We start from the raw sequence: 13,008 nt of genomic DNA, 5'->3' as shown, positions 1-13,008 counted from the left end.
CGGCGGAGGTTTCCGCGGCGGTCCCGGTGGTGGCGGCGGCGGTGGCGGTTTCCGTCCCGGCGGCGGTGGCGGCGGTTTCCGTCCCGGTGGCGGTGGCCCCGGTGGCGGCGGCGGTGCCCCGGCCGGTGGCGGCGGCTTCCGTGGCGGCGGCGGTCGTGGCGGCCCCGGTGGTCGTGGCGGTACCGCGGGTGCCTTCGGGCGTCCCGGTGGCCCCTCGCGCAAGGGACGCAAGTCGAAGCGTCAGAAGCGCCAGGAGTACATGGACAACATGCAGGCGCCCAGCGTCGGCGGCGTCCGTCTGCCCAAGGGGCAGGGCGAGACGATCCGTCTGCCGCGTGGTGCCTCGTTGACCGACTTCGCCGAGAAGATCGACGCCAACCCGGCTTCGCTGGTGCAGGTGCTCTTCCACCTCGGCGAGATGGTCACGGCGACGCAGTCGGTGTCCGACGACATCCTGGAACTGCTCGGCGGCGAAATGAACTACAACGTTCAGGTCGTCAGTCCCGAGGAAGAGGACCGGGAGCTCCTGGAGACCTTCGACATCACCTACGGCGAAGACGCGGGTGAAGAAGAAGACCTGCAGGTCCGTCCGCCGGTCGTGACCATCATGGGTCACGTCGACCACGGTAAGACCCGACTGCTCGACACGATCCGCAAGACGAAGGTGCGCGAAGGTGAAGCCGGTGGCATCACCCAGCACATCGGCGCCTACCAGATCGAGACCGAGCTCGAAGGCAACCCGCGTCTGATCACCTTCATCGACACCCCCGGTCACGAGGCGTTCACCGCCATGCGTGCCCGTGGTGCGAACTCGACCGACATCGCGGTGATCGTGGTGGCGGCCGACGACGGTGTGATGCCGCAGACGGTCGAGGCGATCAACCACGCGCAGGCCGCCAAGGCGCCGATCGTGGTCGCGATCAACAAGATCGACAAGGAAGGCGCCAACCCGGACAAGATCCGGCAGCAGCTGACCGAGTACGGCCTGGTCGCCGAGGAGTACGGCGGCGACACGATGTTCGTCGAGATCTCCGCGCGGCAGAACATCAACATCGACGGCCTGCTCGAAGCGATCCTGCTGACCGCCGACGCCGCGCTGGACCTCCGGGCCAACCCGGCCATGGAGGCACAGGGTGTCGCGATCGAGGCGCACCTGGACCGCGGTCGCGGTCCGGTCGCCACGGTGCTGGTGCAGCGAGGCACGCTCCGTGTCGGTGACTCGGTCGTGGCGGGTGACGCCTACGGTCGCGTCCGCCGGATGGTCGACGAGCACAACGTCGACGTCACCGAGGCGCTGCCCTCGCGTCCCGTCCAGGTCATCGGGTTCACCTCGGTGCCGGGTGCGGGCGACACCTTCCTGGTGGTCGACGAGGACCGCGTCGCCCGGCAGATCGCCGAGCGCCGTTCCGCCCGGACGCGCAACGCCCTCAACGCGTCGCGCCGCAAGCGGGTCAGCCTCGAGGACCTCGACTCCGCCTTGAAGGAGACGAACAGCCTCAACCTGATCATCAAGGGTGACAACTCCGGTACCGTCGAGGCGCTCGAAGCCTCGCTGGTGCAGCTCGATGTCGGCGACGACGTCGAACTCAACGTGGTCCACCGCGGTGTCGGTGGCGTCACCGAGTCCGACATCGACCTGGCGACCGCGTCCGACGCCATCGTCCTGGGCTTCAACGTCCGTGCGCAGGGCAAGGCGACCGAGCGGGCCACCCGCGAAGGCGTCGACGTCCGGTACTACACGGTCATCTACCAGGCGATCGAGGAGATCGAGCAGGCTCTGAAGGGCATGCTCAAGCCGGAGTACGAAGAGGTCGAGCTCGGCAAGGCGGAGATCCGCGACGTCTTCAAGTCGTCGAAGATCGGCACCATCGCCGGTTGTCTCGTCATCTCGGGCGAGATCCGCCGCAACGCGCGGGCCCGCCTGCTCCGCGACGCGACCGTCATCGCCGAGAACCTGCCGATCAGCTCGCTGCGGCGGTTCAAGGACGACGTGGTCGAGGTTCGCGACGGGTACGAGTGTGGTCTGACTCTGGGGTCGTACAGCGACCTCAAGGTCGGCGACATCATCGAGACCTACGAGCAGCGCGAAAAGCCGCGTGCGTAAGTGACACGGCGGCGCTCCTCCGCATCTGGGCGGGGGAGCGCCGCTTCACCTTCGAAACAACCCAGAACCCCACATGTACGTAGGAGCTCTTGAGCTCGACATCCTGCTGGGCGACGTCCATTCGCTCAAGCAGAAGCGATCCGTGATCAAGCCGGTGCTGGCCGAGGTACGCAGGCGTTTCGACGTCTCCGTCGCCGAAGCCGGTCATCAAGACCTGCACCGGCGTGCGCTGATCGGCGTGGCCGTGGTCGCGGCGAGTGGCGAGCACGTTCGTGACGTGCTCGACTCGTGTGAGCGCCTCGTGGCCGGGAGGCCGGAGTTCGAACTGCTCTCCGCCCGCCGCCGGCTGCTCGGCCCAGATGACTGACGGTAGATCTTTCGAGGAGACGAATCCCCATGGCCGACCCCGCTCGGGCTCGCAAGCTCGCCAAGCGGATCTCACAGATCGTCGCGCACGCGATCGAGCACGACATCAAGGATCCGCGGCTCAACCACGTGACCATCACCGACACGAAGATCACCGCGGATCTGCACGACGCCACGGTCTACTACACGGTGCTCGGCGAGAACCTGGAGTCCACGCCCGATCACGCCGGTGCCGCGGCGGCGCTCGAATCCGCCCGCGGTGTGCTGCGTACGAAGGTCGGTCAGGGCACGGGAGTCCGCTACACTCCGACGCTGGCCTTCGTGGCCGACAGCATCCCTGAGGACGCCAAGCGCATCGAGGATCTCCTCGCCAAGGCCAGGGAAGCCGATGCGGAGGTCGCCCGCCGGGCGACCGGCGCACAGCACGCCGGTGAAGCCGACCCGTACAAGCCGCCACGGGAAGAGGCCGAAGACGATGAGTTCGCCGATGAGGAGACCCGGAGCTGAGGGGACAGGCCACGCCCTGAACCGGCGTGGCCTGTTGCTGGGTGCCGCGGCTCTCGGCGGCTCGGCGCTGCTTTCCGCCTGCGGCGCCGAGAAAGCACCGTTGATGGGGCCGCCGCCGGTGGCCCCGCCCACCAAGCCGACCCCGCTCACCGAAGCGGTCACGGTGCAGAAGATGCGGTCCGCGGCCCGGAACCGCGATGTCAACCTCGTCATCATCGCCCCCGAGGGGGTGTCGCGGGTCGGGATGCCGGTCTGCGTCGCCTTGCACGGGCGTGGCGCGGACGCCCGGACGTTCCTGGACCTCGGCGTGCAGAACGCGCTGAACCGAGCCGTCGCGGACGGGCTGCCCGCCTTCGCGGTCGCCGCCGTCGACGGGGACAACTACTGGGTGGACGTCGGCAAGGCCGACGACCCGCAGCGGATGCTGGCCGACGAACTGCCCGGCTGGCTCGCCCAGCGCCAATTGCAGCCGCCGTCGGCGATGTTCGGGATCTCGATGGGCGGGTTCGGCGCGTTGCGCTACGCCCGCGAGCACAAGAACCTCAAAGCCGTCGCCGTGGCGAGCGCCGCGTTGTTCGTGAGCTGGCCCGACGCCAAGTCCCGCAAGGTCTTCGCGGATCGCGAGCAGTGGGAATCGCATGAGCCGCTGCTGCACCCCGGCGATCTCTCGGCGTCGTCCACCGGGGTGTGGTGCGGGAACTCGGATCCATTCGCCGGTGCCGATCGCAAGCTCATCAAGTCGGTGCGGCCCGCCGTCGGGAAGATGTCCGACGGCGACCACAACGACGACTACTGGCGGGGCATCATGCCCGAGATGATGAAGTTCATCGGGGAACGCCTGGCCTGACCCCGCATTTCGTCCTCTGGATGCGGTAGTTGGGAATGCGAACTACCGCATCCAGAGGACTACTTGCGCGGGAGGCCCGGAGGGTTGATCTGCGAAGCCTCCACGGCCTCGCTCCCCAGGTTCCACCGTTTGAGCACCTCGGCGTACTGGCCGTTCCCGAGCACGCTCTGGATGGCCTGACGCAGCGGCTCGGCCAGCCCGTTGCCCTTCTTGGTCATCGCGGCGATGTCGGCCGGGATCTGCCCGCCGCCGGACACCGATCCGACGATCTTCGTCTGCCCGTCCACGGCGACGTGGTACGAGGCCGTCGGGTTGGGGCCCGCGTAGGCGTCGATCCGGCCGGACTGCAAGGCCAGGTAGTAGTCGGTGGTGTTCTGGAAGTACTGGAACTCCACCGGTTTCAGGCCCGCCGCCTTGTTCTGCTCATCCCAGCGCACCAGGATCTGCTCCTGGTTGGTCCCGGAGCCCACGCCCACCTTGAGCCCGGCGATGTCCTTGGGCTCCTTCACCGTGACGTCGCGGTTCTTCTTGACCTCGAAGGCGATGGTGTCCTTGCGGTAGGTGGCGAAGTCGTACTTGTCCTTGCGCTCCTCGGTCACCGTGATGTTGGAGAACCCGGCCGCGTACTGGCCGGTGTCCACCGAAAGGAACAGGTTCTCCCACGACGTCGCCTGGAGGTCGAGCTCCAGTCCCAGCACGTCCGCGACGAGCTGCGCGATGTCGATCTCGACGCCGATCACCGTCTTGTCGTCGTCGGCGCGGAACGACAGCGGGGGAGTGCCGTTGCCGGTGGTGCCGACGGTCAGTTTCCCGGTGTCGCGCACCGCTTTCGGCACCAGATTCGCGACGGCGTCGACCTTCTGCGCGCGGATCCGGTTCTGCTGCGCGGTGATGTTGATCCCTTCGGTCCCGGGCTTCGGGGCGGCGGGAGCCGCGGCCTCGGTCGTCCCGCACGCGGCCAGCGCGACCGTGGACAGGAGCAGGATCGGGTACAAGAGCTTTCTCACGGTGATACTCCTTAAAGGACCTTTTCGAGGAACGCCTGGGTGCGCGGATGCTCGGGCCTGTCGAGGATCCGCGCGGGCTGGCCCTGCTCGACGACGCGGCCGGCGTCCAGGAACACCACGGTGTCGGCCACTTCCCTGGCGAAGCCGATCTCGTGGGTGACGACGATCATGGTGGTGCCGTCACGGGCGAGTTTCTTGATCACGTCGAGTACCTCGCCGACCAGTTCCGGGTCGAGTGCGGACGTCGGCTCGTCGAACAGCAGGACTTCGGGGCGCACCGCGAGCGCGCGGGCGATCGCGACCCGTTGCTGCTGCCCGCCGGAGAGCTGCCGGGGATAGGCGTCCGTCTTGTCCGCGAGCCCGACCAGTGCGAGCAGGTCCCGCGCGTGGCCCGTCGCCTCGGCACGGGACCGGCGTTGTGCCGAAATCGGTGCCTCGACGACGTTTTCCAGCGCCGTGAGGTGCCCGAACAGGTTGAAGTTCTGGAACACGAACCCGATCCTCGTGCGCTGCTTGAGGATTTCGCGCTCACGCAGTTCGTACAGCCGGTCGCCCGAGCGCCGGTAGCCCATCAGTTCGCCGCCGACGCTGATGAATCCGCGGTCGGCGCGGTCGAGGTGGTTGATCAGCCGGAGCAGGGTGGACTTGCCGGAACCGGACGGCCCCAGCACCACGGTCACCTCGCCCGGCCGGACCTGGAGGTCGACCCCGTCGAGCACGGTCAGCGTGCCGAAGGCCTTGTGCACACCGCGGACGTCCACCTTGAAGTCTTCGCTCATCGGGTCGCCGCCTTCAGTTTGGCGAGGCCGGCACGGGCCTTCTGCAGGGGAGTGGGCGGGACGGTGCGCAGCGCGCCCTTGGCGTAGTGGCGTTCGACGTAGAACTGCGCCACCGAAAGGAGTGTGGTGATCAGCAGGTACCAGGCGGTGGCCACCAGCAGCAGCGGGATCACCCGGCCGTTGCGGCTGTAGATCACCTGGACCTGGTAGAAGAGTTCCGGCAGCGCCATCACGTACACCTGCGAGGTGTTCTTGACCATGCCGATGATCTCGTTGGCCGCGTTCGGCACGATCGAGCGCATCGCCTGCGGCAGGACGATTCTGCGGAACTGCCTGCTCACCGGGATGCCCAGCGCCGCGGCCGCTTCCCGCTGGCCCTGATCGACCGCGAGGAACCCGGCGCGCACGATCTCCCCGGCATAGGCGGCCTGGTGCAGCCCGAGCCCGAGACCGGCCGCGAGGAACGGCGGGATCAGGCTCATCGTGTCGAACGAGACGAACGACGGGCCGAACGGGACACCGAAGGAAAGCTGGTTGTAGAGAATGGCGAGGTTGTACCAGAAAAGCAGCTGGAGAATAAGTGGCACCGACCGGAAGATCCAGGTATAAGTCCAGCTGACGGAACGCAGGAGCGGATTCCGGGAAATGCGCATGAGCGCCAGAATCGTGCCCAGCAGGAATCCCGCGACCACGCCGAACACCGTCAATTCCACGGTCAGGACGACCGAGGAGAGAACGGCGTCCGCGAACACGTAGTCGGCGACGACCGACCATTCCCAGGCCTGGTTGGTCACCAGGGCGTGTCCGGCCATGGCCACCAGGACGGCGACGACCGCCGCCGCCAGCCAGGTCAACGGACGCCGGGCGGGCACGATCTTCAACCCCTCCTCCGGCCGGGCAGGTGCCGGAGGCGCGTCTAGATCACTCGTCATAAGACACCTGTCTCGAGGAAATGGGCAGCATGAATCGCCGAAAGCGGGAAAGATCGAAAAGGAAATGTCGTCGACGCGGCATTGATCGCCGCTTTCCTTCTCGTCGAGCCGACTTTAGGAAGGTGTGCCCGTTCCGGTCAACGAGGCCGGTGCCGGTTCCAGATACTGGAAGCCCGACCGGCGCGAGTAGAGGACTGGTTGCGGTGGTCGGCGAAGCGAACTACCGCAACCAGAGGACTACTTGCGGCGTCAGACGGGTTTGGCGGCGACGATCAGGTCCCGCACGATCGCCTGATCGACCCGGTGCGCGAACCCGGTGTACGGGCCGTCCTCGCGGACGTCCAGCCCCGCCTTGTCCAGGACCGCGGCGAGTTCCTCGCGCGGCGCGACGTTGGTGTTCCAGGAGATGCCGAGCGCGCCGCCGGGCCGCAGCACCCGCGTCCACACCGGGACGGCGGCCGCGAGCAGGTCCCGCGGGCTGCGCGCGAGCGACGCGTCCTGGGTGCGGTGGCTGCCGTGCTGCACGCCGTACGGGGCGTCGGTGACGATGAGGTCCACCGAGTTCGGCCGCAGCAGTTCGTCGGTGGTGAGCGTGTCGCAGTTGAGGTAGCTCAGCTTGCGGACGTCGCCCGCCTTGTACCGCTCCTTGGTGATCCCGAAGCCGATGTCGAGCCGCCTGCCGAGCCGGACCTTGTTGCGGCGCACCTGACCGGATTCGGCGCTGTGCTTGATCCGCTTCTGCTTCAACCAGGTCTTGATGAACATCTCGTAGGAGTCGAAGTCCTTGCCGTCGACGTCGAGACCGGTCGCGTCGAAGCCGTACATCATCGCCTGGTTCAGCGTGGTCCCGCGGCCGCACAGCGGATCCAGCAGGTGCAGCGGCTCGTCCAGCATCGCGGTGGGGTTCGCCGTGGCCAGCAGGGTGACGTTGACGAGCAGCTTGGTGAACAGCTCGTTCGTCTTGCCAGGGTACTTCTGGATGGTCAGCAGATCCGAGTCGAAGTTCGCGAGCGGGCCGATCGTCACCGGCTTCAGGACGCCGTCGCCGAGCTCGAACAGCGCGTACAGCGCGGAAAGGTTCGAAAGGAGCGCGAGGTCGCGTTCGCTCAACGGGGCGGGAGTGGTGAAGGTGAGGTAGCCGACGCCGCCGAGTTCCGTCTCGCCGATCTCGGAGATCTCCGTCTCCAGCGCGGACAGGCCGAACACCGCCAGCTCCGCGCGCAGCAGGGCCGGGGTGGAGTCGGTGTAGACCCGGTTGGCGGACGGGTAGACCAGGATCGCGTACTCGGACATCCGGTAGAGCGTAGCTTGACTGATTGTGACAGCGACTCCAGTGCCGAACCTCAAGGAAGCCGCCGCGCTCCTGGCGCGCGCGAACGACGTGACCCTGCTCGGCCATGTCCGGCCGGACGCCGACGCGCTCGGCAGCGCGCTGGCACTGGGCCGGGCCCTCCAGCTACGCGGCGTCAAGGTCCGCGTGTCGGTCGGCGAGCCCGAAGAGATGCCGGAAACCCTGCGCGGCCTGGACGTCGGCGGCCTCTACGTCCCCGCGAGCGAACTGCCGGAGAGCGAACAGCTGCTGATCGCGCTCGACACGCCCACGCCGGGCAGGCTCGGGAAACTCGCGCCGCGGGTGGACGCCGTCCGCGCGGCCGGGGGCGACGTCCTGGTGATCGATCACCACGCGTCCAACGTCTTCTTCGGCACCACGCACGTCGTCGACGACACCGCCGAAGCCACCGCCGTCCTCGTTTTCGCGTTGCTGGAGGAACTCGGCGCCGAGATCGACGAGCCGATCGCGCGCTGCCTGTACGCGGGACTCGTCACCGACACGAGCGGATTCCGCCGCGCCCGGCCGTCCACCCACCTGATGGCCGCGAAGCTGCTCGAAGCCGGTGTCGACCCGGACAAGGTCGTCCGCGAGATCGTCGACGATCACCCGTTCGCGTGGCTGCCGATGCTGTCGGACGTCCTCGCGGGAGCCCGGCTCGAACCGGACGAGGCGCGTGGCTTCGGGCTCGCGCACGCAGTCGTGACCCTCGACGCCTCGCGGAGCGTGCGCGCGGAGGAGGTCGAAGCGGTCATCGACGTCATCCGGTCCACTCGTGAGGCCGGGGTCGCCGTCGTGCTCAAGGAAGCCGAACCGACCGGACCGCGGCGGCGGTGGACGGTCTCGCTCCGCTCGGCGGGCGGCGTCGACGTCTCGGCCGCGGCCGGGGAACTGGGTGGCGGCGGGCACCGTCAGGCGGCCGGATGCACCGCGGAGGGCACGGCGGACGAAGTACTCGGCAAGCTGCGGGAGGCACTGTCGAGGGCGCCGCTGCTCTGACCCGGTGACAGGCGGTGTCATCGTAATTTCATCGGCGGTTCCTAGCGTGATCCTCGATGAACGACAGCGCCTCCCTTCGCCGCCGGATCCTGGTCACGCTGGGCGTGATCGTGGTGTTCCGGCTGGGCCAGATCCTGCCCGCTCCCCACGTGACCGTCCGCGCGCCGGAAGCCGATCACCCGCTGCGCTGGATCCTCGACCTCCTCACCGGCGGTGGCCTGTCCACCTTGCCGGTGTTCGCGTTCGGCGTCCTGCCCTGCCTGGCCGCCTCGCCGGTCCTGCGGGCGCTGACCGTCCTGATCCCGCGGCTGGCCGCGCTCCGGGCCGAAGGCGACGCCGGTGCCCGGGTGCTGACGCGGTACCGGCGACGGCTCGTCGTCGTGCTCGGCCTGCTGGGCGCCCTCGCCGTGGTCGTGTACCGCGGTCCGGGCGGCTTCGGCGGAGTCGTGCTGGTGGCGTGCCTGACGGCGGGCGCCGCGCTGGTCCAGTGGCTGACCGAGGTGATCACCGAACGGGGATTCGGTGACGGCGTCCGGATCCTGCTGCTCGCGCAGGTGCTGGCGGTGCTGCCGGCGGAGTTCCCGCGCCTGTACGACACGAAGGGTTGGGCCGCCGTCGCGGTCCTCGGCGTCGTGACGCTGTCGATCACGGTGCTCACGATCGTCTTCGCTCAGGCGCAGCGCCGGATCCCGGTGCAGTACGCCAAGCGGATGATCGGCATGCGCGCCTACGGCGGGACCTCGTCCTACGTCCCGCTTCGGTTCCCGCAGGCGAACAGCCCGGCCGTGCTCGCCGCGGTGCTGCTGTCGTTGCCGGTGCTCTGGCCAGGGGTGGACTGGCTGCGCGACGAGGGAAACCCCGGGCGGATCGCGCTTTACTTCGTGCTCGTCTGCCTCTTCGCCTTCATCCGGGCGGCCGGGACGCAGGACATGGTCGGAGTGGCCCGGGAACTGGGGCGCGTGGGCGGGTTCGTCCCCGGGATCCGGCCGGGCGACTGGACCGCCGAGTACCTCGGCTACGTCCGCCATCGGATCATCGCCTTCGGCGCGGTCTGCTCGGGAGTGGTCGCGCTGATCCCGGCCGTCGGACTGGCCCTGCTGGACGTGAGCCCGAGGCTTCCGTTCGCCGGGGTGACCCTGCTGGTGGTCCTGGTCTTCCTGGTCGGTGTCACGCTCGACACCGCGCGGCAGATCGAATCGCTGCGCCAGCAGCGACGCTACGAACCGTTCTTGCGCTGATCTTCCCGGCGACTGGGACTGTCGTACCAGACGTTTAGTCTGCGGTGGTGCCTTCCGAACTCGACGAGCGCGTTCCGCCGAAACGCGTACTCGGTCTTGCCGTGCCCGCGCTCGGCGTCCTCGCCGCCGAACCGCTGTACGTCCTGGTGGACACGGCCGTCGTCGGGCATCTCGGCGCGTTGCCGCTGGCCGGGCTCGCCGTCGGCGGTGTCGTGCTGTCGCAGGTTTCGAGCCAGCTGACGTTCCTCTCCTACGGCACCACGTCGCGGACGGCGCGGCTGCACGGCGCCGGACGACGGGGTGACGCGGTCCGCGAAGGCGTCCAGGCGACCTGGCTGGCGGTGATCGTCGGCCTGGTCGTGATCGTCGCCGGGCAGCTGCTGGCCGCGCCCATCGCGCGGGTGCTGTCCGGGGACGCCGCGATCACCGACGCCGCCGTCTCCTGGCTGCGGATCGCGCTGTTCGGGACGCCGTTCATCCTGATCACGATGGCGGGCAACGGCTGGATGCGCGGTGTCCAGGACTCCGCGAAACCGTTGCGCTATGTCTTGGCGGGCAACGGGATCTCCGCCGTCCTGTGCCCGGTGCTGGTGTACGGCGCGGACTGGGGACTGGAAGGTTCGGCGATCGCGAACGTCGTCGCGCAGGTGATCTCGGCGTCGCTGTTCATCGTGGCCCTGGTGCGGGAGCGGGTCCCGCTCCGCCCGGAGCCGAAGGTGATGCGTGCCCAGCTCGGCCTCGGCCGGGACCTCGTGCTGCGCAGTCTCGCCTTCCAGGCGTGCTTCGTCTCCGCGGCCGCGGTCGCCGCGCGGACGTCCACCGAGGCGGTCGGCGCGCATCAGGTCGTCCTGCAGCTGTGGACGTTCCTCGCGCTCGTGCTGGACTCGCTCGCGATCGCCGCGCAGTCGCTCGTGGGGGCCGCCCTCGGCGCCGGCGCGAGCAAACGGGCGCGGGGCGTGTCGAGCCAGATCACCGTCTACGGGCTGGTGTTCGGCTGCTTCCTCGGCGTCGTGTTCGCGTCGCTGGCCGGGGTGCTGCCGAAGGTGTTCACCTCGGACGCGGCCGTGCTCGGCGAGATCCCGCACGCGTGGTGGTTCTTCGTCGCGTTGCAACCGATCGCGGGGGTGGTGTTCGCGCTGGACGGCGTCCTGCTCGGCGCGGGCGACGCCGCGTTCCTGCGCAACGCGACGCTGCTGAGCGCGGCGCTCGGGTTCCTGCCGTTGGTGTGGCTGTCGCTCGCGTTCGGCTGGGGGCTGGCCGGGATCTGGACCGGGCTCTCGCTGTTCATGCTGCTGCGGCTGGCGACCCTGCTGGTGCGGTGGCGCTCGGGCCGGTGGGCCGTGGAAGGCGCCGTCCGCACGGCTTGACCGGCGCAAGCAGGTGACTAAGTGCACTGATCAGGGCCGGTGCTGTGGCGAAAACCACCCGGGTAACGGGTATGTTTCGCCGTTGCTTAGGAGCTACAACTATATGAGGCGGCAGCGCGGGCGCTTCTTTTGCCCGAACCGTTCTCAAGGAGGAAACACTGTGACAGGCCGAGCCACCCGCCGGTCCTGGTTCATCTGGTTCGCCGCCGTCACCGTCTACCTCCTCGCCGTCTTCCACCGCACCTCGTTCGGCGTCGCCGGGCTCCAGGCCGCCGACCGCTTCGGCGTCGGCGCGGCCGCGCTCGGCACGTTCACCGTCCTGCAGGTCGGCGTCTACGCCTCGATGCAGATCCCCACCGGCGTCCTCGTCGACCGCTACGGCCCGCGCCGCGTGCTCACCGCCGCCGTGTTCTTCCTCGGCCTCGGCCAGATCCTGCTCGCGATCGCCGATTCGTACCCACTCGGCCTGCTCGCCCGCGGCGTCGTCGGCTTCGGGGACGCGCTGACGTTCGTGAGCATCATGCGGCTGATCGCCGCGCATTTCCCCGGCCGCCAGTACGCCCTGCTCGCCGCGCTGACCGGGGCCATCGGTTACGTCGGCAACCTCGCCGCGACCGTCCCGCTCGGCCTGCTGCTCGACGGTCCCGGCTGGACCCCGACGTTCCTCGCCGTCGGCCTGGTGACGGCGCTGTACTCCGCCGTCGTCGCCCTTCGCGTCAAGGACAACCCGCCCGGCGAGCCGGAGCCCGTGCGCGAACGGGTGCATCCGAAACTGCTCGGCCGCCAGGTCGCCGACGCGTGGCGCACGCCGGGGACCCGGCTGGGATTCTGGGTCCACTTCAGCACGATGTTCGCGCCCAACGTGCTGACCATGCTGTGGGGTGTCCCGTTCCTGGTGCAGGGACAGGGTTTCCCGAAGGGCACCGCGAGTTCGCTGCTGATCGTCTTCGTGTTCGGCTCGATGCTCGGCGGCCCGGTGATCGGCGGCCTGATCGGACGGCGCCCGTCGCTGCGGATGCCGCTCGTCGGCGGGTACATCGGCGGTGCCGCGGTGATGTGGGCGATCCTGCTCGGCTGGAGCGGGACGACGCCGATCGCGGTCCTGGTCCCCGCGTTCGCGTTCCTTTCCCTCGGCGGGCCCGCGTCGATGATCGGCTTCGCGCTGGCGCGGGACTACAACCCGCTTTCGCGCGTCGGCACCGCGACCGGTGTCGTGAACGTCGGTGGATTCGTGGCCACGACGATCTCCGCGCTCGCCGTCGGCGTGCTGCTGGAGTGGACGGGCGGTGAGTTCCGTCTCGCATTGCTGTCGGTCATCGCGGTGCTCGCGTTCGGCACCTTCCGGATGCTCGTGTGGTGGCGCCGCACCCGCGCCGCGCTGTTCGAGGCCGAGGCCCGCGGCGAGCGGATCCCGGTGCAGATCCGGCGCCGCCGCTGGGACGCCGAAGCGCCCCTGCCCGTCTCGTCCTAGGCGAAAGCGGCTGAAGGGGACTTTCCCCGCATGGCATGAGGGGAAAGCGCGGCGGTCTCAA

At 69.0% G+C, this 13,008-nt stretch carries 12 protein-coding genes; 8 read left to right on the top strand and 4 right to left on the bottom strand.

Features of this window, described 5'->3' with window-relative positions; all coding sequences use genetic code 11:
* From infB to B0293_RS42740, 4 genes are all read left to right on the top strand, one after another.
* Positions 1-2,104: translation initiation factor IF-2 (gene infB, locus B0293_RS42755; RefSeq protein ID WP_077241530.1), on the top strand; the 2,104-nt coding region annotated here is incomplete at its 5' end.
* Between the two features lie 73 nt (positions 2,105-2,177).
* On the top strand, positions 2,178-2,471 hold the full coding sequence (locus B0293_RS42750) for a DUF503 domain-containing protein (protein WP_005168619.1): 294 nt from the start codon (positions 2,178-2,180) through the stop codon (positions 2,469-2,471).
* 29 nt (positions 2,472-2,500) lie between these two features.
* The gene (gene rbfA, locus B0293_RS42745) at positions 2,501-2,977 is read left to right on the top strand and encodes a 30S ribosome-binding factor RbfA (protein ID WP_005168622.1); all 477 of its coding nucleotides are present in this window, start codon (positions 2,501-2,503) and stop codon (positions 2,975-2,977) included.
* Positions 2,958-3,824, top strand: a complete 867-nt coding sequence (locus B0293_RS42740; RefSeq protein WP_052014651.1) for an alpha/beta hydrolase — start codon at positions 2,958-2,960, stop codon at positions 3,822-3,824. The genes rbfA and B0293_RS42740 overlap by 20 nt, the downstream gene beginning before the upstream one ends.
* Positions 3,825-3,883: 59 nt before the next feature.
* Here the strand turns inward: B0293_RS42740 and B0293_RS42735 are convergent, their stop codons facing one another.
* The 4 genes from B0293_RS42735 to B0293_RS42720 form a co-directional block, all read right to left on the bottom strand.
* Entirely contained in the window at positions 3,884-4,831 is a 948-nt protein-coding gene (locus tag B0293_RS42735) for an ABC transporter substrate-binding protein (RefSeq protein ID WP_005168629.1), read from the bottom strand.
* An 11-nt stretch (positions 4,832-4,842) separates the two neighbouring features.
* Complete coding sequence (locus tag B0293_RS42730; RefSeq protein WP_005168632.1) at positions 4,843-5,610, bottom strand: amino acid ABC transporter ATP-binding protein; 768 nt, start codon at positions 5,608-5,610, stop codon at positions 4,843-4,845.
* Positions 5,607-6,542 carry an amino acid ABC transporter permease gene (locus B0293_RS42725; protein ID WP_039920166.1) on the bottom strand — a complete coding sequence of 312 codons (936 nt, stop codon included), beginning with the start codon at positions 6,540-6,542 and terminating at the stop codon, positions 5,607-5,609. The genes B0293_RS42730 and B0293_RS42725 overlap by 4 nt, the downstream gene beginning before the upstream one ends.
* A 249-nt stretch (positions 6,543-6,791) precedes the next feature.
* Positions 6,792-7,835 carry a TRM11 family SAM-dependent methyltransferase gene (locus tag B0293_RS42720; protein ID WP_005168638.1) on the bottom strand — a complete coding sequence of 348 codons (1,044 nt, stop codon included), beginning with the start codon at positions 7,833-7,835 and terminating at the stop codon, positions 6,792-6,794.
* A gap of 40 nt (positions 7,836-7,875) precedes the next feature.
* Between B0293_RS42720 and B0293_RS42715 the strand changes: the two genes are divergently transcribed.
* The 4 genes from B0293_RS42715 (at position 7,876) to B0293_RS42700 (ending at position 12,947) form a co-directional block, all read left to right on the top strand.
* The gene (locus B0293_RS42715) at positions 7,876-8,871 is read left to right on the top strand and encodes a DHH family phosphoesterase (RefSeq protein ID WP_005168641.1); all 996 of its coding nucleotides are present in this window, start codon (positions 7,876-7,878) and stop codon (positions 8,869-8,871) included.
* 56 nt (positions 8,872-8,927) lie between these two features.
* The gene (locus B0293_RS42710; protein ID WP_005168643.1) at positions 8,928-10,109 is read left to right on the top strand and encodes a preprotein translocase subunit SecY; all 1,182 of its coding nucleotides are present in this window, start codon (positions 8,928-8,930) and stop codon (positions 10,107-10,109) included.
* Between the two features lie 44 nt (positions 10,110-10,153).
* Positions 10,154-11,476: an MATE family efflux transporter gene (locus B0293_RS42705; protein WP_005168645.1), complete on the top strand. Its 1,323-nt coding sequence runs from the start codon at positions 10,154-10,156 to the stop codon at positions 11,474-11,476.
* Positions 11,477-11,636: 160 nt separating this feature from the next.
* Entirely contained in the window at positions 11,637-12,947 is a 1,311-nt protein-coding gene (locus B0293_RS42700; RefSeq protein WP_005168647.1) for an MFS transporter, read from the top strand.
* Positions 12,948-13,008: the final 61 nt, after the last annotated feature.

Source organism: Amycolatopsis azurea DSM 43854 (assembly GCF_001995215.1).
GTDB lineage: Bacteria > Actinomycetota > Actinomycetes > Mycobacteriales > Pseudonocardiaceae > Amycolatopsis > Amycolatopsis azurea.
This window is presented reverse-complemented; position numbering and strand designations above follow the sequence as displayed.